The sequence below is a fragment of the Campylobacter fetus subsp. fetus genome (genome assembly GCF_900475935.1).
Classification (GTDB): domain Bacteria; phylum Campylobacterota; class Campylobacteria; order Campylobacterales; family Campylobacteraceae; genus Campylobacter; species Campylobacter fetus.
In genome coordinates this window covers 1,632,551-1,653,196 of the sequence record NZ_LS483431.1, presented here as the reverse complement: position 1 = coordinate 1,653,196, position 20,646 = coordinate 1,632,551, and the positions used below count along the sequence as shown (strand labels likewise).

Annotated in this window: 19 protein-coding genes and 6 tRNA genes; 13 read left to right on the top strand and 12 right to left on the bottom strand. The window is 34.1% G+C overall.

The features are described from left to right. Positions 1-34: 34 nt before the first annotated feature. From DQN38_RS08285 to folE, 4 genes are all read right to left on the bottom strand, one after another. Positions 35-1,036 (bottom strand): iron-sulfur cluster assembly scaffold protein NifU, encoded by a 1,002-nt coding sequence (locus DQN38_RS08285; protein WP_002850779.1) that lies wholly within the window; start codon positions 1,034-1,036, stop codon positions 35-37. Between the two features lie 21 nt (positions 1,037-1,057). Beyond that, complete coding sequence (locus tag DQN38_RS08280) at positions 1,058-2,248, bottom strand: NifS family cysteine desulfurase (RefSeq protein ID WP_002850776.1); 1,191 nt, start codon at positions 2,246-2,248, stop codon at positions 1,058-1,060. 196 nt (positions 2,249-2,444) lie between these two features. Next, entirely contained in the window at positions 2,445-3,749 is a 1,305-nt protein-coding gene (gene fliI / locus DQN38_RS08275) for a flagellar protein export ATPase FliI (RefSeq protein WP_002850774.1), read from the bottom strand. Beyond that, entirely contained in the window at positions 3,746-4,333 is a 588-nt protein-coding gene (gene folE / locus DQN38_RS08270) for a GTP cyclohydrolase I FolE (protein WP_002850772.1), read from the bottom strand. The genes fliI and folE overlap by 4 nt, the downstream gene beginning before the upstream one ends. Before the next feature lie 133 nt (positions 4,334-4,466). On the opposite strand from folE, the gene tig reads away from it, so the two are divergent. The 13 genes from tig (at position 4,467) to DQN38_RS08205 (ending at position 12,765) form a co-directional block, all read left to right on the top strand. Then, entirely contained in the window at positions 4,467-5,774 is a 1,308-nt protein-coding gene (gene tig, locus DQN38_RS08265; RefSeq protein ID WP_065843684.1) for a trigger factor, read from the top strand. Continuing rightward, positions 5,774-6,364 carry an ATP-dependent Clp endopeptidase proteolytic subunit ClpP gene (gene clpP, locus DQN38_RS08260; protein ID WP_002850769.1) on the top strand — a complete coding sequence of 197 codons (591 nt, stop codon included), beginning with the start codon at positions 5,774-5,776 and terminating at the stop codon, positions 6,362-6,364. Before tig ends, clpP begins: the two co-directional genes overlap by 1 nt. Positions 6,365-6,375: 11 nt before the next feature. Continuing rightward, the gene (locus DQN38_RS08255) at positions 6,376-7,458 is read left to right on the top strand and encodes a GGDEF domain-containing protein (RefSeq protein ID WP_052122006.1); all 1,083 of its coding nucleotides are present in this window, start codon (positions 6,376-6,378) and stop codon (positions 7,456-7,458) included. Further along, complete coding sequence (def, locus tag DQN38_RS08250) at positions 7,459-7,977, top strand: peptide deformylase (protein WP_002850762.1); 519 nt, start codon at positions 7,459-7,461, stop codon at positions 7,975-7,977. Then, positions 7,974-9,488 carry a YifB family Mg chelatase-like AAA ATPase gene (locus tag DQN38_RS08245; protein ID WP_111738244.1) on the top strand — a complete coding sequence of 505 codons (1,515 nt, stop codon included), beginning with the start codon at positions 7,974-7,976 and terminating at the stop codon, positions 9,486-9,488. The genes def and DQN38_RS08245 overlap by 4 nt, the downstream gene beginning before the upstream one ends. Next, on the top strand, positions 9,485-10,870 hold the full coding sequence (locus DQN38_RS08240; protein WP_065843683.1) for a bifunctional ADP-dependent NAD(P)H-hydrate dehydratase/NAD(P)H-hydrate epimerase: 1,386 nt from the start codon (positions 9,485-9,487) through the stop codon (positions 10,868-10,870). Before DQN38_RS08245 ends, DQN38_RS08240 begins: the two co-directional genes overlap by 4 nt. Then, the gene (purN, locus tag DQN38_RS08235) at positions 10,861-11,448 is read left to right on the top strand and encodes a phosphoribosylglycinamide formyltransferase (protein ID WP_002850758.1); all 588 of its coding nucleotides are present in this window, start codon (positions 10,861-10,863) and stop codon (positions 11,446-11,448) included. The genes DQN38_RS08240 and purN overlap by 10 nt, the downstream gene beginning before the upstream one ends. After that, a complete protein-coding gene (locus DQN38_RS08230; RefSeq protein WP_002850756.1) occupies positions 11,441-12,160 on the top strand; it encodes a TerC family protein in 720 nt (239 codons plus the stop codon). The genes purN and DQN38_RS08230 overlap by 8 nt, the downstream gene beginning before the upstream one ends. A 119-nt stretch (positions 12,161-12,279) precedes the next feature. Continuing rightward, positions 12,280-12,357 (top strand) — tRNA-Pro (locus DQN38_RS08225). A gap of 4 nt (positions 12,358-12,361) precedes the next feature. Further along, positions 12,362-12,438: transfer RNA gene (locus tag DQN38_RS08220), tRNA-His, on the top strand. A 24-nt stretch (positions 12,439-12,462) separates the two neighbouring features. After that, a tRNA-Arg gene (locus tag DQN38_RS08215) sits at positions 12,463-12,539 on the top strand. Positions 12,540-12,593: 54 nt separating this feature from the next. Next, positions 12,594-12,670, top strand: a tRNA-Arg gene (locus DQN38_RS08210). 10 nt (positions 12,671-12,680) lie between these two features. Further along, a tRNA-Leu gene (locus DQN38_RS08205) sits at positions 12,681-12,765 on the top strand. 329 nt (positions 12,766-13,094) lie between these two features. Here DQN38_RS08205 and DQN38_RS08200 read toward each other — a convergent pair. The 8 genes from DQN38_RS08200 to DQN38_RS08165 all read right to left on the bottom strand — a co-directional run bounded on the left by DQN38_RS08200 (position 13,095) and on the right by DQN38_RS08165 (position 20,608). Then, the gene (locus DQN38_RS08200) at positions 13,095-14,600 is read right to left on the bottom strand and encodes a TIGR03986 family type III CRISPR-associated RAMP protein (protein WP_002850754.1); all 1,506 of its coding nucleotides are present in this window, start codon (positions 14,598-14,600) and stop codon (positions 13,095-13,097) included. Continuing rightward, the gene (locus tag DQN38_RS08195) at positions 14,597-15,034 is read right to left on the bottom strand and encodes a TIGR04423 family type III CRISPR-associated protein (protein ID WP_002850752.1); all 438 of its coding nucleotides are present in this window, start codon (positions 15,032-15,034) and stop codon (positions 14,597-14,599) included. The genes DQN38_RS08200 and DQN38_RS08195 overlap by 4 nt, the downstream gene beginning before the upstream one ends. After that, positions 15,031-16,383: an RAMP superfamily CRISPR-associated protein gene (locus DQN38_RS08190; RefSeq protein ID WP_065843682.1), complete on the bottom strand. Its 1,353-nt coding sequence runs from the start codon at positions 16,381-16,383 to the stop codon at positions 15,031-15,033. Before DQN38_RS08190 ends, DQN38_RS08195 begins: the two co-directional genes overlap by 4 nt. Continuing rightward, on the bottom strand, positions 16,373-17,728 hold the full coding sequence (locus DQN38_RS08185) for a hypothetical protein (RefSeq protein WP_065843681.1): 1,356 nt from the start codon (positions 17,726-17,728) through the stop codon (positions 16,373-16,375). The genes DQN38_RS08190 and DQN38_RS08185 overlap by 11 nt, the downstream gene beginning before the upstream one ends. After that, the gene (locus DQN38_RS08180) at positions 17,725-18,243 is read right to left on the bottom strand and encodes an RAMP superfamily CRISPR-associated protein (RefSeq protein WP_065843680.1); all 519 of its coding nucleotides are present in this window, start codon (positions 18,241-18,243) and stop codon (positions 17,725-17,727) included. The genes DQN38_RS08185 and DQN38_RS08180 overlap by 4 nt, the downstream gene beginning before the upstream one ends. Continuing rightward, positions 18,240-19,604, bottom strand: a complete 1,365-nt coding sequence (locus tag DQN38_RS08175) for a Cas10/Cmr2 second palm domain-containing protein (RefSeq protein WP_111738243.1) — start codon at positions 19,602-19,604, stop codon at positions 18,240-18,242. Before DQN38_RS08175 ends, DQN38_RS08180 begins: the two co-directional genes overlap by 4 nt. Before the next feature lie 72 nt (positions 19,605-19,676). Next, entirely contained in the window at positions 19,677-20,258 is a 582-nt protein-coding gene (locus tag DQN38_RS08170) for a hypothetical protein (protein ID WP_002850746.1), read from the bottom strand. Positions 20,259-20,533: 275 nt separating this feature from the next. After that, positions 20,534-20,608 (bottom strand) — tRNA-Glu (locus tag DQN38_RS08165). Positions 20,609-20,646 lie beyond the last annotated feature (38 nt).

The window sequence follows — 20,646 nt, the reverse complement described above, 5'->3', positions numbered from 1 at the left end:
ATAAGTATGTATTGTTTTATAAATTTAAAACTTATCAGACCGGAAGTACTCTGATATTTGGACTAAGATTTTCTTGCAAGATATTTTCTATCGCGTATAGAGTTCCTGTAGCTCCGCTTGCGCAACCGCTGCAAGCCCCGAGATATCTGATATAAATATCTATTTTACCGTCCGCATCTTCTTTTTTAATATCCAAAATTTCCATATTTCCGCCATCCATAACAAGCATCGGACGTATATTTTCATCGATCACAGCTTCTACGGCTTTTAACTGTTTTACAACTGTTAGCTCTTCAAAACTAAGATCGCTATCAAGTCCGCTTCCGCTTATTTTAGCATCAGCTACGGCTCTTAGTCTCTCAGCTTCCATTTCCGCTCTTGTTTCGGCTAAAATATCGACTAGGTAATACTCTCTTTTTTCGTGACCGCCGGGCTTGATACATGACTTACAAAACGCACCTGCTTTTGTGTATTTAGTTATATCTTCTACTGTTTTTAGATCATTTAGCTTGATAACTTCTTTTATAGTTCCAAGACTTACTCTGGCGCATTCACAGACGATTATTTCATCTTCAAAATGTTCTGGATCTACGCCTTTATAGCTAGCCGCAGCGGCTTTTATAACATCGTACGCCATTACTGAGCAGTGCATTTTTTGTGGCGGAACAGCTGGAATTTCCGGATCATCGCGCATAGCTTTTTCAACATCTATATTTGTTATTTTAACGGCTTCATCTACTGTTTTTCCTTTGCAAAGTTCAGCCATATAATCACTAGAAGCTATAGCTGTTCCGCAACCAAAACTTTTAAATTTAGCGTCTTTTATAATGTCCGTGTTTTTTTCCACAGCCCAATATAATCTAACGGCGTCTCCGCAACTTTCAGCTCCGTGATCTGCTATGATGAGCTCACAGCCCATCGCATTTGCTTGTTCTTCCGTGATTTCACCCATATTTTTTGGATGATTCATTGCATCTTGCACCTTTTGTGAATACTCTTCCCATATATTTCCGCTTATTAAGTTACTTTTAGCCATCTTTTCTTTCCTAAATTTGATTTATAATCCAGATTTGTGCCACTCTGGTGCGTAAGCATAGCTACTAGAAATACTTCTTAATCTATGCACAGCGTTTTTTATCTTGTCTATAGCGTAATCAATCTGCTCTTCAGTGTTAAATCTAGATAATGAGAGTCTAAGAGCCGTATGAGCTAGTTCGCTATCTGCTCCTATAGCTTCCATTATAGGATTGCTCTCAAGATCCTCGCTAGCACATGCCGAACCAGTACTTGCTGCGATACCTGCTTGATTTAAATCCCATAGCATAGCTTCTCCTTCCACTCCTTTTATAGAGGCTAGGATTGTATTTGGTACTCTGCTATCTTTTTTGCCTACAACCGTAACTTCAGGAATTTCTAAAAGAGCGTCTTCTAATTTATCTCTTAATCTTCTTACGTGGCTCTCTTCGTATTTTAAAAATTTATTTGCATTTTCGAGAGCTTTTCCCATGGCTACTATGCCGGCCACATTTAGAGTTCCGCTTCTTCTACCGCCCATATGCTCACCGCCGTGGAGCAAACTTGTTAACTGCATACTATTTTTTATAAATAGTCCTCCAACTCCTTTGGGCCCATGAAATTTATGTGCTGAAAAGCTTAGAAAATCCACGTTTGCATCTTGTACGTCAACTGCTATTTTTCCTATTGCTTGAACTGCGTCCGTATGAAAAAGAGCTCCATATTCATGAGCTATTTTAGCAAGCTCTTTGATAGGAAATATCATACCTGTTTCGTTATTTGCCCACATTACTGTGACTAAAGCTACATCTTCTCCCATAACTTTTTTTAAATCATCAGGGGTAATTACGCCTTCGCTATTTACATCTAATCTTGTAATTTCTACGCCAAGATTTTCTAAAAACGAGCAAGTTGCACCTATGGCAGGATGTTCTACCGTAGTCGTTACTATACGTTTTTTGTCCCCTTTTAATATTTTATCTATATAAATACCTTTTAAAACCCAGTTATTGCTCTCGGTTGCGCAGCTAGTAACTATGATATCATCGCTATCTTTTGCGTTTATGCCTGCATAGAGTTGATCCATAGCAGTTCTTAAGGCCGGATGAGTTTGACTTCCATATGAGTGAAGTGAGTTTGGATTACCAAATTTTTCGCCTAAAAACGGTAGCATAAGCTCCAAAGCTTCAGGATCTACCATAGTTGTTGCGTTATTATCTAAATAAACTTTCAAATTTAGCCTTTCTTAATAATTCATCCTAAATTTAATTAGGATAAACTTTATCTTTTATTTCTGAATGATATAACAATTTTTATAAATTTTGCTTTAAAATTTAGTAAATGAAAACAAAAATTATAAAAATTATTTATACTTGATATCTACTATCAAAATATCTAAATTTACAATGCCTGAGTTGCCTTATAGAGCGTTATTTTATCCCTTCAAGCATTTTAATCGTATCTTCAAATTTAAAACCTTCTGTAGGATTTTGTTTCATAAATTCTTCCATAAATCCTTTTTTTGATATCGCGCTGTCTAATTCTTTGTCTATACCTTTTTGATATGCTCCTATTCTTATCAATACTTCGTTTTCTTTGAGCATGGAAAATAGTCTTTTAAATTTAGAAGCATTAGCTCTATGTTCTTTTGAAGTTACATCTCCCATAACACGACTTGCAGAGTTTAAGATATTTATAGGCGGATAAATTCCAAAATCAGTCAATTCTCTGCTTAATACGATATGTCCATCAAGTATGCTTCTGCTTTGATCTGCTATAGGATCGCTCATATCGTCTCCTTCAACCAAAACAGTAAAAAACGCGGTTATGCTGCCTTTTCCTTCCTCTTTTCCCGCTCTTTCCATAAGTTGTGGAAGTATAGTTAATACGCTTGGCGGATAGCCTTTGCTTGTAGGAGGTTCTCCTAAAGCAAGTCCGATTTCTCTTTGAGCCATAGCAAATCTAGTAACGCTGTCCATTATAAATAGTACGTCTCTTCCGCTACTTTTAAAATATTCTGCTACGCTCATAGCACAAAATGCTCCATATTTTCTCATAAGAGGACTATCGTCGCTTGTCGCTACTATTATAACGGTATTTGATAGATCGCCATTTAAGTTTTTTTCTATAAACTCAGGTACTTCACGTCCGCGTTCGCCGATAAGAGCTACAACTTTTATTGGCGCTACGGAGTTTTTTACAATCATTCCCATTAGAGTTGATTTCCCAACTCCGCTTCCTGCAAAAATCCCTAATTTTTGACCTTTGCCGCAGGTTAAAAGTCCATCTATAGTTTTTACTCCGACGCTAAAAGGCTCATTTATAAGTCCTCTTTTCATAGCAGGAATAGGCATCTGCATTATCGGAACGTAAGTCGTAGCTTCTATGGCACCTTTAGAGTCTTTTGGATTCATAAATGGATCTACTACTCTACCCAAAAGTGACTCGCCTACTGGTATGCTCATACCTTGATCACTAGCATACACTCGGTCTCCTATTTTAAATCCTTCTACAAATCCAAAAGGACTTACGCTAGCTCCTGTTTGATTTAATCCAGTTACCATACCAAGCTCATTTTTATTGCCATCTATGCTTATTATTCGTACGATATCACCTATACTCGGACGAAGCCCTGTTATCTCCATATTATTTGTAGTGATTTTTGTAATGATACCGAATATGCTAGATAAGCTTTTACTCTTGCTAAGTTTACTTTTAATATTTTCTAAGCTCAAAATTTCACCGATTTTGGAGAATTAATAAGATCAAAAAACTCTTTTCTAGTTTCCGCATTTTTTATAAATATCCCTCTTAAAGCCGATGTCGTCGTTGTAGAGTTTATCTTTTCTACTCCTCGCATCTCTATGCACATATGTCTTGCTTCGACTACTACTCCAACGCCTTTTGGACTTATTGCATCTTGAAGAGCTTGAGCGATTTGCTCTGTCATTTGCTCTTGAATTTGCAGACGTCTTGCATATATATTTACCATTCTTGGAATTTTGCTAAGTCCTACAACTTTTCCGTCTGGTATATAAGCGACGTGAGCTCTACCGATAATAGGAAGCAAATGATGCTCGCAAATACTGTAAAACTCGATATCTTTTAGCAAAACCATTTCATTGTTGCTGCTATCAAACATTGCGTCATTCAGAACATCTTTTGGATCTTGCCAATATCCGCTTGTAATGAATTCATAAGCTTTTGCAACTCTTTTTGGAGTATTTAAAAGTCCTTCTCTATCTGGATTTTCGCCTAAAATTTCCAGCATTGTTTTAACGCATTTTTCAAATTCGATTTTTCTATTTTGATCAAACATTAATCACCTTAAAAATTTTTGCGATTTTACAATATTTTGACTTTTATAGTAATAAATTTACTAATTTATACTTAAATAAAGCAAAAATTTGATATATTGCGAGATAATTTTTTATCATAATAAAAGGAAAATAATGGAAGTTAAAGCAAAACTTTTAAACACAGCAAATGCTGCTGCGCAAACTGAAGTTAAAGCAAGTGAGCTTAACGCCAAGGTTGAAAATTTAGCTAAGAAAGCTGCTAAAAATATAAAAATTGATGGTTTTAGAAAAGGAAAAGTTCCGGTTGCGCAAGTGTTAAAAAGATACGGAAAAGACTTAGAAAATGATGCTAAAAGTGAAATATTTAGAGATATAGTAAACGAGAGCTTAAAATTGATCGCTAAAAAATCTAGCGATATAATCGGTGAGCCTATGATACTTAAATTTGATGAAAAAGACGGAAATATAGATATTGAGCTTGAAATTTCGTTCAAACCAGAAGTTAAAGTTGATGGTTATGAGGAGATTATTCCTGAATATACAACTCCTAAAGTTACCAAAAAAGAGATCGAAGAGAAGATAAATGAGTTTTTGAAAATGATAGCTCCTCTTGAGAAAGTTGAAAAAGAGAGTTTAGAAAAAGGTGATTTTGCTAAATTTGATTTTGAAGGATTTGTAGATGGCGAAGCTTTTGAGGGTGGGAAAGCCGAAGGCTATCTTCTTGAGATAGGAAGCGGACAGTTTATACCGGGATTTGAAGATGGTATGTTAGGTTTAAAAGTAGGCGAACAAAAAGATGTAAATGTTACTTTTCCTGCGGAGTACGGTGCTGATCATCTTGCCGGAAAATCTGCTGTTTTTAAAGTAAAATTACACGAGATTCAAGGTAAAAAAGCTGGAAAATTAGATGAAGAAACTCTTAAAAAACTAATGCCTAATGAAGAAAATCCAACTGCCGAGCAACTAGAAGATAGAATCAAAGAGCAGATCAGAGCAGATAAATTCCAAAAACTTTTAAATGAGGATTTGAAGCCTAAATTTGCAGATAAAGCAGTAGAAAAATTTAAATTTGATCTACCTAATAATATAGTAGAGCAAGAGATTGATATGCAATTTAGAAGTGCTTGGGGAAATTTTAGTGAAGATGAGATGAAAAAATTCCGCGAAGATAAAGAAGCTCTTAAAAAACAGAGAGAAACTTATAAAAATGAAGCTATAAAAAGCGTTCAGCTTACATTTATCATAGATGAATTAGCAAAGCAAAAAGGTATTACCGTGAGCGATAATGAGCTTTTACAGGCGGTATATTTTGAAGCCTATAGATATGGAATTGACCCAAAAGAGCATTTAGAAAGCTACAAAAAACAAGGCATGCTTCCAGCAGTTAAAATGGCTATGATAGAAGAGAAATTATTTAATAATTTATTTAAAAGTGGTAATAAAGAAGATAAGGGCGAATAATGAGTTATTATATCCCTTACGTAGTTGAAAGAACTAGCAAAGGCGAGAGAAGTTACGATATATATTCTCGCCTTTTAAAAGATCGTATTATAATGCTAAGCGGTGAGATAGAAGATGCAATGGCAAGCGCCATAGTGGCTCAAATGCTATTTTTAGAAGCTGAAGATCCGGACAAAGATATATATCTATATATAAATAGCCCAGGCGGAGTCGTAACGAGCGGATTTAGTATATATGATACTATGAATTATATAAAACCAGATGTTTGCACTATTTGTATAGGACAAGCTGCTAGTATGGGCGCTTTTTTACTTAGTTGCGGAACAAAAGGAAAGCGTTACGCTCTTCCAAACTCGCGTATAATGATCCATCAGCCTTTAGGCGGTGCTAGAGGTCAAGCAACCGATATAGAAATTCAAGCGAAAGAAATTTTACGCTTAAAAGAGGTATTAAATAGCACTTTAGCTAAAAATACAGGTCAAAAACTTGCTAAAATAGCTAAAGATACGGATAGAGACTTTTTTATGAGTGCCCATGAAGCAGCTGAGTATGGACTTATAGATAATGTCTTGGAGAAAAGCTTTAAATAAGTGAGGTTTTAGTGGTTAAGTTAAGAGATGATAAAGATGTTTCGCCAAATATAGTTCAACAAAATCAGATCACTAAGTCTGTTGCTGAGAGAAGTCGCGAAGAAGCGGTAAAAGTAAAAAATTCAGATAAAAACGATGAAGTAGCCGTTGATTTAAATAAATTCTCACAGACTGTTTTAAAACAGTTAAGCGATGACAATATCCAAGCAACTCCTGAAAATTTTGATATATATTTTAGAAAACTTTTAGAGTCTAAGTCCTCGTCATTTCAAAAAAAAGTTTTAGAGCTTATAGATTATGATAAAGATGACGTATTAGAGAAGCAGGCTTTGATCGAAAAAGAGATCAAATTAGGTTTTGGTCAGATTAAAAATATGCTTCAAGTCATCACTCTTATATATAAAAATTTAGTTATTATGAAAGGTATAGTCAAAAAAAGACTAGAAGAGACAAAGGCAAATGCAAATCCGCTTGAGGTGCAAGCTGCTATAAAGTCATTTAGCGACGAATTAGATAAGCTAAATACTCTTATGGAGAGACATTTAGATGTTATTAAAAATAGCTATGAAGATGTAAATCGTATATTCAAAAACGTAGAAGAGCAGTCTATTTATGATTCTAAATTTGGAGTGTATAATAAAAAATATTTCTTAAAAGTATTAGAAGACGAGTTTGATCATGTAAAAAGATATAACTACAATGTAAGTGTTATGCTGATACATGTAAAAGACAGTGTTTTAAACAACATACCTAGTTTGAAAGACAAAAACGGAATACTAAGAAATATAGCTAAAATTTTGCTAAAAACTTCAAGAAGAAGCGATGTCGTAGCGCATTATGGTGATGGATATTTTGGTATGATAATGAAACATACGGATATAGAAGGCGCTAAAAAAGCGTGCGATAGAGTAGGCCAAATGCTCTACCAAACTACATTTTTTATAGCCGAAGATGAGATAGATATGGATATAGAGATATCTGTAGCGGCGTTAAATTTAAAACATAGCGTAGAAGAGACACTTTCAAAAGCCCTTGATGGATTAGCAAAAAGCGGAAAAAGAGCTAAGCTTTATGAGGTTATAGAAGGAAATTAGATGATTTTAGATGTAATTACCTATCCTGATAAAAGACTTTTTGAAAAAAGCGCAGACGTTGTCAAATTTGATAATGAGCTAGCAAAGTTTTTAGATGATATGTATGATACAATGATAGCAAAAAACGGCATAGGGTTAGCTGCTATACAAGTCGGTAAACCAATTAGAGTTTTTATAATAAATTTAATAAACGAAGATGAAGTGCAAGATAAAAATGATCTTTTAGAGATAATCAATCCAAAATTTATATCCAAAGACGGTGAAATCGTATATCAAGAAGGCTGCCTTAGCGTACCTGGGTACTATGAAGATGTGAAACGTGCTAAAGATATTAAAATACAGTTTCAAGATAGATTTGGAAATTTAAAAGAGCTAGAAGCAGATGGACTTTTGTCTGTGGCTATTCAGCATGAAAACGATCATTTAGACGGACATCTTTTTATAGAAAAAATTGGATTTAACAAACGCAAAAAATTTGATAAAGAGTACAAGAAAAAATCAAAGCTAAAACCGATATGAAATCTCTAAAAAGTGCTTGTTTAGGCAGTAAATTACATATCATAGATATAGAATCTACTTTTCTTAGAGCGCTTCCTGGATTTGATATAGTCGGTCTTGCAAGTACTACCATAAAAGAGTCTGTGACTAGAGTGAGATCTGCACTTGTGGTCATAAAAGACTTTAATCTACCTGCTATGAAAATCGTCATAAACTTAAGCCCTAGCGATGTTAAAAAAGACGGCTCGCACTTTGATCTACCTATAGCGCTTCTTATTTTGTTGCAAAAAGAGAAATTTGATAGTGATTTTTTCGTATTTGGAGAACTTAGTTTAGATGGTAGTTTAAAGAGCAGTGCCGAGCTATTTTCTGTGCTCTTATTTCTTAGCGTAAAGACTAAAAGTGCAAATGTTTTACTTCCCAAAGATATCGCGCTAAAAGCTGCAATGATACCGAATTTAACCGTTTTTACGGTTTCAAATTTAAACGAAGCTAGAGATTTTTTCTTAAATGAAGAGTTTAAGCAAAGCTGCAAAATAGTATCGTCTCATCCTCTTTTTGAAAATGTTATAGAAATAAACGATAAAAAATTTGTTCCGAATTTTAATTACGAACTAGATTTTAAGGATATAAAAGGTCAAGAAAGAGCCAAAAGGGCTTGCATTATAAGTGCCGCAGGTATGCATAATATACTTTTTGAAGGAAGCCCAGGGTGTGGAAAATCTATGAGCGCAAAGCGCCTTGCTTATATTCTTCCGCCGCAGAGTTTGAGTGAGATACTTTTAGCTAGTGCGTATCAGTCTTTAAACTCAAATAATTGTGATTTTAGCTCTTTAAGAGCATTTCGCAGTCCACACCATACAAGCACGAGAAGCTCTATTTTTGGCGGTGGAAGCGGTATGGCAAAGATAGGTGAAGTTGCTTTAGCAAATGGCGGAGTTTTATTTTTTGATGAGTTTCCGCATTTCGGTAAACAGGTACTTGAAAGCTTAAGAGAACCGTTAGAAGATAATAAAATCAACATCTCTCGCGTAAATTCAAAAACTAGTTATGAAACTAAGTTTTTATTTGTTGCGGCTATGAATCCTTGCCCTTGCGGAAATGCTTTTAGTAAATTTAACAACTGCAGATGTAGCGATAAAGATATAGCAAGATATCAAAGTATGATCTCAAAAGCTCTTCTTGATAGGATAGATATCTATGTTGCAATGGGTGAAATAAACAGCGAAGATAAACCAAGTCTTAGCAGCGAAGATATGCATCGTATGGTTTTAGAAGCTTTTAAAAAACAGATTGTACGCGGTCAGAGTGAGCTAAACGGAAAGTTAAAAGATGCGGAGATTGCTAAGTTTTGTCAATGCGATAAAGATGCTAAGATTACTTTAAATAAAGCGATTGTTAATTATCATTTGAGTCAACGAGGTATCAATAAAACGCTAAAAGTTGCTAGAACTATAGCCGATCTTGAGGGTAAAGAAAATATTAGTAAAGTTCATATGCTTGAGAGTCTCAGTTATAGGATGAAAATGTGAAAAAATTATTTATAAGCAGTGATAAATTTGATAAAAATTGCATTTTAAATTATGGTTTAAATGAGCTTATTTTACAAGAAAATGCAGCTCTTAGTGTAGCAAATTTAGTAAGGGTAAATTTGAAAATAGGCTCAAAAATCCTTGTTGTTTGCGGAGGCGGAAACAATGCAAGCGACGCTATAGCAGCTGCTAGAATGCTTGAGGGGGATTATGAGTGCGAACTGTTTTTCACCACTTCAAATTTAAATGAAAATTGCAAAACTCAACTAAAAATAGCTAAGCAAATCGGCGTAAAAATGTGTGAAAATTTGAGTTTGGATAGAGTGGATTGCGTAATTGACGGGATATTCGGTAGTGGACTAAATAAAAATTTGGACGAAAAAATCGTGCAAATGTTAAATTTGATAAATAATACTTCCTCTCTTAAGATAGCGATCGACTTTCCAAGCGGACTTGAAAAAAACGGACGCATTTTAGGGGCCTGCTTTAATGCCGATTTTACCGTAACTATGGGTGCGAGAAAACTAGGACTTTATAGCGACGCTGCAAAAGATTTTGTAGGTGAAATAGTATGCTCGAATTTAGGTATTTGCGAAAGTAAATTTTCAAGTTCTAGTAGCGATTTTTTACTTGAGTTTGACGATCTTAGGCTTCCTAGTCGAGAGATTTTAAATACAAATAAGGGCGATTTCGGCCATGCTTTCGTGGCTTGCGGCGAGTTAAGCGGAGCTGCTAAAATTTGTGCTAAAGCTGCGCTAAAAATGGGCTCCGGTAGAGTTAGTGTTGTAAATTTAAATGGACAAAATATAAATTTAGATGAAGAGATCATGCAAAAAAATAGTTTCAAAGGAGCGGACGCGGTCGCTGTTGGAATGGGGCTTGGAGAAGCTAAATTTGATATAAACGAGATATTGACTAGACCTTGCGTGGTCGATGCAGATATGTTTTATAAAAAAGAAATTTTGAGTTTTATGGTTAAAGATGACGCCATTTTAACTCCTCATCCAAAAGAGTTTTCTAGTCTTTTAAATATAGCCGGATTTGGAAATTTCAGTATAGAAGATGTGCAAAGAAGCCGCTTTGAGCTGTCTAGAGAATTTTCTAAAACCTTTTCTTGCGTTTTGGTTTTAAAAGGCGCAAACGCCATTATAGCCAAAAACGGCGTACTTTACGTATCAAATTTAGGCACCCCGAGTTTAGCAGTAGCAGGAAGCGGCGACGCACTTTGCGGAATACTTCTTGGATTTTTGGCTCAAGGTTTTAGCCCGCTTGACTCAGCGATAAGTGGAGTTTTAGCTCATCAAAAAACGGCGCAAAATTACAAAGCAAACGATTATAGTTTCACGCCAAATGACATTATAGAAGGACTTAAATGGTTGTAAAAAATATAGCTATATTGTTTAGCGGTAGCGGTTCAAATTTAGAAGCGATACTAGAAAAAGTGCACGGAAAAGTTTTTGGAGACGTAAAAATAGTCGCAAAACTACTCATTTGCAACAAAACTGACGCTTATGGGATAGAGAGAGCTAAAAAATTCGGGCTTGAAACTCTCATTATCGATAGTTCTAAGTTTATCTCAAGAGAGGAATTTGATGCGGCTTTGGTTAAAGAGATAGAAAAAAACGAGATAGATTTGACTGTTTTAGCCGGTTTTATGAGGATTTTAACTCATGTTTTTACTTCAAAAATAAAAGCAATTAATCTTCATCCGAGCATTTTACCGCTTTTTAAAGGCGCTCATGCCATAAAAGAGAGCTTTGATAGCGATATGGCTGTCGGCGGAGTGAGCGTTCATTCTGTCAGCGAAGAGCTAGACGGTGGTAAAATCATAGCTCAAGAGACATTTCAAAGAAACTCGAAAACTTTTGAAGAGTGGGAAGAGACCATTCACAAGATAGAACACGAAATTTTACCAAAAACGATCATAAATATTTTAACAAACAAGGAAAATAATGCTTGAGTGGATTTACTCTCCGGAGGCTTGGATAAGCTTACTTACACTAACTAGTTTGGAAATAGTTTTAGGTATAGATAATATAATTTTTATAGCCATTTTGTGTGGCAAACTTCCTGCTCATCAAAGAGATAGAGCTAGAGTTTTAGGGCTTGGACTTGCTATGGTGACTAGAATTTTATTGCTTTTGAGCTTATTTTGGATCATGAAGCTTACAACTCCTTTGTTTAGCTTATTTGATTATGAAATTTCAGGAAGAGATCTCGTGTTGATAGCCGGAGGTCTGTTTTTGATAGCAAAATCCACTTTAGAGCTTCACTCTCATGCAACCGGAGAAAACGAGGAAGATAGCTTAAAAGCAAAAGGTGCTTCTAATTTCTTTGCTACCATAGTCCAAATAGGCATTTTGGATATCGTATTTTCATTAGATAGCGTTATAACCGCTGTTGGGATGGCCGATCATATAGAAATCATGATTATAGCTGTGATATTGGCTGTTTTGGTTATGCTGCTTGCTAGCGGATCTATAAGTCGTTTCGTAGATAATAATCCAACTATAAAAGTTCTTGCTTTGGCTTTTCTTATAATGATAGGAATAGCGCTTGTAGGAGAGGGATTTAAATTTCATATTCCAAAAGGATATATATACTTTGCGATGGCATTTTCTCTCGCGGTTGAGATGATAAATTTGTACGCAAAAAGGAAGCATTCTAAGTAATTATATGAATTTGGCTTTATTTTAAGCTAAATTCAGTTTTTAAGATTGTTTTAATTGACAATGTATAAAAAAGTAGATATAATTCTAACTCTTAATTTGAAGTAGTGAGACTCATGCTTCGGGGTGTAGCGCAGTCTGGTTAGCGCACTTGGTTTGGGACCAAGGGGCCGAAGGTTCGAATCCTTTCACCCCGACCATTTGGTGAGTGTAGCTCAGTCGGTTAGAGCATCAGATTGTGGTCCTGAGGGTCGTGGGTTCGATTCCCATCACTCACCCCATTTTAGATCGATGGATTTCAAGTTGCGCTCGTAGCTCAATTGGATAGAGCGACAGACTTCGGATCTGTAGGTTATGGGTTCGACCCCTATCGGGCGCGCCATTTTAAGTTAGATGCTGAGTTTTTGCAGCTTTTTTGTTATTTATTTTTAGCTATGCGCTCATAGCTCAGCTGGATAGAGCAACGGCCTTCTAAGCCGTAGGCCAGAGGTTCGAATCCTCTTGGGCGTACCATTTATTTTATGCGGACGTGGTGAAATTGGCAGACACGCCAGACTTAGGATCTGGTGCCTTACGGTGTGGAGGTTCAAGTCCTCTCGTCCGCACCATTCAATTTTTTATCAAATTCTTTTCAAATCATCTAATATATTTAATTCAAATTCTACTAAATTTATTAATTAATATTTTTAAGCTATAAGTCTTTGAGGATTTTATCAAAGACTTATCAAGGTTCTTAAGTTTTTGATGTGCTTAAGGTTGGGTTTTTAAGATATATATTTTGCTTTTTATGCTATTTTAAACTAAATCATTATTTTGCGAGTATGTCTTTAGATATTTTTTTGTCTTTTTTGCAAAAATAAAGTCATTTGTTTCCGTCTTTGACTTATCTTTAAAGTAGTTTGGATTTGGGTTTTCCAAAAGTTGATAGGCTAGTTGCTTATTTGTTTTTTGTATTAGTGCTTGCCATATCAAATAACTCGGTAAGCTGATCCGAGTTCTCCCAGTTTAGCTGAAAATTAGTCATAAGCTCTTCAAATCTTTTTAAGTACTCTTTTTTATCAAATTTGAGATTTTGAAGCCCTAATTTTATATCTATTTTACCGTATCCTAAAGCTTTTGCCATACCGATATTGTGCATACAAACATCGCTTCGGTTATGAAACGTTATAGCGCTAATCAAGGCTCCGATCTCTACTGGTCTGAGATTATGAAATTTGAGCTTGCCTTTAAATACCGTATTTTGATTTAAGGGAGTAAAAGTCGTACGAACATCTTGATTGTCGTTCGGTAAGCTTGGTTTCATAAGTTCATTATGAAGCGGATATCTTTTCCAGCCCGATATCTTAGCATCTTCATTTATCAGCGTGATATATGGATTTGCTTTTTTGGTTTGTTGTATATAATTTGGATTTGGAGTACCTAATATTACCTCTGCCTTTGTAGCAAAGTTATACGGCGGAATAGCTTTAAAATGAGAAAAATAGACTCTCCCTTTTAGAGCTTTTTTTGAGTTTATAACCGTGCCGAATATAGTTTCACTAAGATCTAGCTTGTCTTCTTTATAATCTGTTTGTTTGGCAGCGTCAGCTATAGTTTTGTTATAAGCTAGTTTAAATAGCTGAGTTATACCGATAGCTTCGATTTTGCCGCCTTTTTCTACGAAAAATACCGGTATTTTTTCCTTAAATTCTTTGATGATATATTTTCCGTCTATGGATTTGTTGTTATTATAAACTTTTAAAAATTTTTTATTAGCATCATCCGTAACTTCTATATATTTACCGCTATCTTTAAATATGAATTCATGGTGAATGTCTCCGGTAAAAACTAATTGACCGCTCTGAGCGTTTTTGTTATCATTTGATAATAATGCTACTGTACGGGATTTTTCCTTTTTGGTCGTAAATTTAACCTTATTTAATAAATAGTATTTCGTATATTTATCTTTCGCAGTTTTTAGGGATTTGAGCTCCGGATAATTTTTTTCTAAATCTTTATGCGATATAGTTATGATATTGCCACAATCTAGGAGCTTAGTATTTCCGTCTATTTTTACTAAAAATCCACATTTGTTTGCTTTTCCTATAAGTGAATTATTCGTCATATCTCTTACGATTAATACGCCATTAAATTTACTATCGATTTTTATCTTCCCAAAACTCATGATCTCTAGAACGTTTCTTATCATGCCTTTTACGCTACTACTTGGTATATAATACTCTTTTTCACCGTTTTCATTTATGTGATGACAAAACTCCAACGCTTCCTTATTATCTTTCGATGCATGATTTTTGATAAAAATCGGGCTTTTAGCGGTGATAGTTATATCTATCTCTCCGCTTTGGGCGTCGCTAAATGGTATATCGTGGCTAACATTATCAGCCCAGTCTGGATAAAATATTTGCTCATTTAGCGGAACAAAATTATATAGTGTGGTTATCATTTTTTCTCCTTATGTCCAAAGCCGGCAAATACTACTTTTTGCAACTTAAGTGTTGCTAAATTCAAGCAAAATTCATCTGAGCGTTCTTGCCAAATTTGGACCGTTTTTACTAGTAAATCATCTATATCGCTTATATAAATTTGCTCATCGTCGCTTTGTATATCTTTATCTGATAAATTCGTTTCATCTACTAGCCAAGTACTGTTTATCTGTCTTATAGCTATGGATTTGTTGAGCGTCTCATCAAAAAAGTGAGCCTCATAAATAAATCCTTTTATACTACTAAAATCCACATTTATATCGCTTTTTTGCTTCCAAATTCTATCTTGTTTATGCTCTTTTAGATCTTCATTGCTAATTTGCAAGTAGCCAACGCAATTTTTTAGTGAGTTTATATAGTTTTGTATATCTTTTTGGGTTTTAAATTCGTTCATTTACTCTCCTTTAGCTCAGTACCGTTTTTCAAAACTTTTCCGCTAAATATACCATGACCTTTTGTAGTAGCCCCACCAAGTGGCAAACGTCCTAAAGTCACGTCTAAAAGAGCATTTTCAAAGGCTTTAATGAGATTTTCACCTATGTTTTGCTCATTTTTGATACTGATTTTGATGAGGTAAGAGTCCTTGTCTTTTGCGATAGTTTTTTCTTGAAATAACATCCCGTCCATCGCTCCGCCCGTGAATCTATCTATGGACACATGGTCAAAAATCTTTGTTTGAGCGTCGTTTGCTTTAAAACAATCGCTCATTAAAATATTGCCTTTTTTGCCCTTTTTATCCGTATTTTTTTCCTCGCCGAAAAGCGGAACGACAAGATCTTTTAAGTCTTTTATATCTTTTCTTTTTTTTGCTTCTCTTAAAGCCTCTTCAAAACTCTTATCCACCGTGATGCCTTCTAATTTGCATATATGGTACAATGTTCTATGAAGTAAAGCACCTTTTATGCTGCTTGCAGGTATAAGAACTTTTGGATTTGAAATGGAGCTGGTATCGTATGATATGGTTTGTTCAAAAACCGGAGTCATATCGGCGTCCGAGTCTCCAAAGCCGCTGCCGAACATAAAAAAATTATCCGGAGTTATATTTAGTTCGTACTTAGTAAGCTTTTGACCAGTTTGACTTTGTTTTTGATATACGTTTTTTAGCTCAAGATCTTGTGTTTTGTTTGAATATACGTTTTTTAGCTCAAAATTTAGTGAACTACTATACTCGCTCACGTCCAAATATCCGTATCTAATACGCTTTATTTCAAACTCTCCAAAGCCCTTTGACGAGCCTCCGCCAAGCCTAAAATCATCGTCTATAAGCAAGGATAAAATATCATTAAAACTCTCTTTATCATCTTCTACTAACTCGATACTAAATTTAAACTTAGAGCCTTTAAATACTACTTCTTCATTAAATTTAGACCTATCTATCGCCAAGCCTTTTTCGTTAATGGCGGTATGCTCCCTAAGTGGTAAATTTTCAAACAGACTCAAAAAGTCATCTTTTTCTAAAAGTAGTGTCTCACAGACTTTTGCTGTTTTATCTAGCAAAAGAGCGTTGGAGATTATGATTTTAGAGCCGTTTTCTTTGCCAAATATGTCATCTGTTTTATCTTTAAATTTATCTTGAAATTTGACCCTTAAAACTCCTGCTATAGATGAGCCAAGTATCATCGGTAAGTTATTCCAGTCTTTTTGAACTGGCGAATCTTGCAAAAAATCTACTGATTGTGAACCTACTTTTAGAGGCGTGAGCGCTTCTAGCGTTACGTGTGCTACATGCCTTTTAGTTGCCATTTTTGCTCCTTATTTTCATAGCAAATAGTTTTATAAATTTACACTTATCTTTTTGTATAGACTCAATAATGTTTATAAGCTGTTTTGCTTGTTCATCACTCCATTTTTTTATACCATTTTTTATACTATTTTCTATATTTGCAAGGAGATTTTCATCGTCGCTTGTATCACAAATTTGTCTGATATTTCCCCATTGAGATGATGAAATACTGCTAAAATAACAATATTTTTCATTTATAAGCTTAGATACTTCATTTGCTATTTTTAAATTTGTATCTGATGATTCGCGTTTAGCTTTTAGAAATTTAGTTAAAGAAGTTTTGGGTTCGGTCTTTGCTTTTATGCTATCTCTTTTATCGGTATTTTTTAGCTTAGGTTCATTTTCTTTTAGAAAATTTGGATTTATGATTATATCTCCGAAGCCTTCACTTTTATATGCTCCGACACCGTTTTTTATAATAGAAGTTTGCTCAGGCGTAAGTTTTTTGACCGCTATGACGCTTCCTTTATTTATGCAAAGTCTCTCAGACTCAAAACGCGCTTTTTTCCCGTTGTAAGGCGTAAAAGACGAGTTGCGTATATTTGTTTTTTCATAACAAATGTCTATATCTTTGCAGATAAAACTCAAATCATATGTTGGATTTCCATGGTCGTCTATGAGTACTAAGCGGCTATTTGCATATAAAAAATCATAATTTTCATAGTCATTAAATGTTTTTATATTATTACTTTTATAGTCTTGCAAGTATGATATTTTTATTAGTCCGTACTGGGCAGACTTTGATTTGCCGAGCTTGTAACTGTTTTGCAATGTAGATATAATCAAGTTTTCATCTTTGCACTCATTTTTTAGTTTTACCGAAAATCTCCATATTGAGCCTTTTGGAAGAGATTTATAACCAAACATTGCGCTATCTTTGCTTTTTCTTTGTTGCGTATCGTATGATGATTTTTGCGAGTATGAGTGACTTATTAATACCTGCTCTAAATCTTCAGTGATATATCCAACTCTTAATTGTTTAAGCTGACCTAGCTTATTTGATTCTTCTTTGCTTATCATATGTTTGTTACATATGATTTTATTGTCTAATTTTTTATGATAAAACGAATACGGCGTTTTATATGTTATTTTACCGTTATAGACCATATGGGCATCGTTAAAGCATATGTTTCCACTATAAAACAGATCAAAACTATCACTAAATTTATCATAATTTTGAGCGACCATACCTAAAAAGTTACTTCCTGGTATAAAATCAAGATAGTTTATATTTCCTTCCGTATTTGAGGTTGCAGGCAATACGATATCACTTAAAAATTTTACTTCAAAAAATAGCTCTTTCATTTTTGCCCCTCTACACAAAACTCACATCTACCAAGTCCGCGGTTACGGTTTAATCCGATTTGTTTTATCATTCTTAGTGATTTTCTTATTTTATCTTCAAATTCATCTGGTATATCTCTTATCTCGCCTTGCAACTCTAATGGAATGACAACTTCTATCACTCTTAATGAGTCGTCTTTTGCATTACCATTATCATCTATACTAGTTTGTGCGATTATATCATATAGATATGGTTGTAATGAATTTGCTATGATATAATCCGTGTCTTGTTGCTCTAAAGTCGCATTTGAAAAATAGCATTCCCCCATATGCTCTTTATCTCCAAAGCAGATTTTTGTAAAGTTAGGATCTATCAAATTTGCCATCTCTCTTAACAAGCCTTTTATGGTTTTACCGGGAGCAAAAGGAAGTCCGTTGCTATCTTTAATAACTATACTATTAAATTTAGCGCCACCGCTTAAACCGCTGCTTAGATGCCAGTAGTCATAAAATTTTAGTCGGTAGTTTAGGTTCATAGTCGCTCCTTTATCTTTTGTGTGACTGCATGGATCTGCAATATATCATAGATGGGGGTTTTGTTTTTTTCATCTTTTTTTGTAATAAGATGTTTATTTGATAAATTTGCAAATAATTTTGATATAAACTCTCTATCTGCCCAAGATCTATCTAGCATTTCGTTGATCCTATCTAGCATAAACTCAGCGTAAGATTTATTATCTAGCACTCTTATCCATTCTCTAAGACTGGAGATCGGACTACGTTCATCAGCGTAATTTCTGCATACTTCTATCAAATTTTCTATACTAGGCTGGTTTTGTTTATTTAGATAATAAGGTCCAAAGTCAAATGATATATTTTGACTTTTTACGCTGAGTTCGTCTTGTACAAATTTATCCCAAGTCTGGAAATTTGAACTTTGCACGTTATGAAACATAAGGCACGATGAGGGTTCGTTTGGATTTAGATTTTTGGTATGATTTTTTGCTACGCCACATAAACTTTCTGCTAAATTTATGGCGTAATGAAATGGGAATTTTTCATTGCAAAATGCGATACCGGCGCAAGCCGTTAAATTGTATTTTGTAAATTTGGTTGTGAGTTCTTCAAATTTAGTTAGATATATTTTTGTAAAATCAAGCGCAAAATCCGCATCACAAATGATAGTCATATCATCTCCGCCAAGGATTATCTCTCTAAATTTATCTTTTTTGATAGTCTTTGTTGCCATATCAAAAGCTTCTTTTGTGGCTTTATTTAAATTTTTAGAAAAATCGGAGATATTTTTAATATTAGGAATGAGATCTCCAAGATTGTTTCCGTCGGCATGTATAACTGCGATTTTATTTTTTTTATTTTTTATGGCTGAAATTTCATTTTTATCGCTTTTTTTATATTTTTGAAGAGAGCCTTTGTCTATCTTTTCCGTGTTGCTAATCTTTTTTTCATTTGGCACGGAGGGTCTAGCGGTATTTCTCACAAAGTCCATTATACTAAATCTTATATCTAGCGGTATAGCGGCTTTGTTCCTGCCGGCTTTTAGCTTGTCGTCTAAGAGTTTTAACTCATTTGTTGTCGGATTATTGTTATTTATTTCTACGACTGCTTGAGAAATGCTTATACCGTACGCTTTTTGCATAACTTTTTTTGGAAATTCTTTTACGATTTTTTCTAGTGCGTTTTTATCGCTTAAGATAATTTTGATATTTCCTGCTGCATTCAGATAAATTTCGTGATTATTTACTCTATAGCTTTGTTCAAAATCATCGTGAATACTCTTTAGTATTTCACTTGCTCCTACTATCTGAGCTAGTTTATTTGTCTTGAAGATAAACTCTTGAATACCTTGTATACTAGCACCATATAGATATTTTGACATTTATATCCTTTATTTGTTTATGTGTATAGTTTTGATTGTTTTGATAAATAATATAAGATTTTAAAATTATCGCTACAAAAGTTCTGTCATACTACTGTCATTTGGTTCCCAGTCGAATTTATCATTACCTTCTTTATTTGTTATAGGTTCGTCATCGCTTTTATCAATCGTAGGTTTGCTACTATCTACAAAAATTGTTATTTTATTTTCTTTTACGTCTTGTACGTTTTTTATATTTTCAAAAAATTCTTTTTTTGTTGTATATCGTATAGAATAATGTGGTTTGGAGTGAAATCCACCTAGAATTCCAAGTAGTTCAGCTCTAGTAAAATATTTTCGCTTAATCGTTATAGGTAGTTTAAATTTCTTTTTGATTCCGTTTTTATCTATTTTTTCAATAAAAATATCTATCTCTTGATTGCTTTCTTTTAGTTCCTTGCTTATTTCAATATAAGCAATAAAAGCTATCACAGCAAGTGCAACTCCGCAAACCGTATTAAGATCTCTATACAATTCTGTTAATACGGATTCTTTATATAATGTTATAGAAATCAAACCTATAATGATTACAACTAAAAAAATAGCTATATTTCTTAGACGTTTGAACTTATCTATAATATTTTTTAAGCATTTGCAAGAACTATTTTTATCCATTCAACCCTCCTTTTTTATAAAAAACCATGACATTTTGTTTTTTATAAATTTATGTTTAAATTTAACTATTTTACTTAATAAAATATTAATATAAAATTAAAATATTAAATAAATATATTTTTAAATCTATGTTTAAATATGGTAATTATTTTTTGGAATTTGCCGGTATTAAAACTATACTTTTTATTTATCGGATTTAGTTAATCTACGCGATTTTATTTAAATTTAAAAATGTATATGATAAGATAAAAATATAATTTTTGATTAATAGAATTTGGTGACCCCTACGAGACTCGAACTCGTGTTACCGCCGTGAAAGGGCGATGTCCTAACCGCTAGACGAAGGGGCCACTTTCGCGGTTTTGTTTTGGAAGTGAGATTATACTCT

Coding starts and splice junctions, on each gene's coding strand:
- clpP (WP_002850769.1), top strand. CDS start 5,774: ATGAGTTATTATATCCCTTACGTAGTTGAAAGAACTAGCAAAGGCGAG.
- DQN38_RS08185 (WP_065843681.1), bottom strand. CDS start 17,728: ATGAAAGAGCTATTTTTTGAAGTAAAATTTTTAAGTGATATCGTATTG.
- purN (WP_002850758.1), top strand. CDS start 10,861: ATGGTTGTAAAAAATATAGCTATATTGTTTAGCGGTAGCGGTTCAAAT.
- DQN38_RS08285 (WP_002850779.1), bottom strand. CDS start 1,036: ATGGCTAAAAGTAACTTAATAAGCGGAAATATATGGGAAGAGTATTCA.
- folE (WP_002850772.1), bottom strand. CDS start 4,333: ATGTTTGATCAAAATAGAAAAATCGAATTTGAAAAATGCGTTAAAACA.
- def (WP_002850762.1), top strand. CDS start 7,459: ATGATTTTAGATGTAATTACCTATCCTGATAAAAGACTTTTTGAAAAA.
- DQN38_RS08180 (WP_065843680.1), bottom strand. CDS start 18,243: ATGAACCTAAACTACCGACTAAAATTTTATGACTACTGGCATCTAAGC.
- DQN38_RS08175 (WP_111738243.1), bottom strand. CDS start 19,604: ATGTCAAAATATCTATATGGTGCTAGTATACAAGGTATTCAAGAGTTT.
- tig (WP_065843684.1), top strand. CDS start 4,467: ATGGAAGTTAAAGCAAAACTTTTAAACACAGCAAATGCTGCTGCGCAA.
- DQN38_RS08245 (WP_111738244.1), top strand. CDS start 7,974: ATGAAATCTCTAAAAAGTGCTTGTTTAGGCAGTAAATTACATATCATA.
- DQN38_RS08200 (WP_002850754.1), bottom strand. CDS start 14,600: ATGATAACCACACTATATAATTTTGTTCCGCTAAATGAGCAAATATTT.
- DQN38_RS08190 (WP_065843682.1), bottom strand. CDS start 16,383: ATGGCAACTAAAAGGCATGTAGCACACGTAACGCTAGAAGCGCTCACG.
- DQN38_RS08230 (WP_002850756.1), top strand. CDS start 11,441: ATGCTTGAGTGGATTTACTCTCCGGAGGCTTGGATAAGCTTACTTACA.
- DQN38_RS08170 (WP_002850746.1), bottom strand. CDS start 20,258: ATGGATAAAAATAGTTCTTGCAAATGCTTAAAAAATATTATAGATAAG.
- DQN38_RS08195 (WP_002850752.1), bottom strand. CDS start 15,034: ATGAACGAATTTAAAACCCAAAAAGATATACAAAACTATATAAACTCA.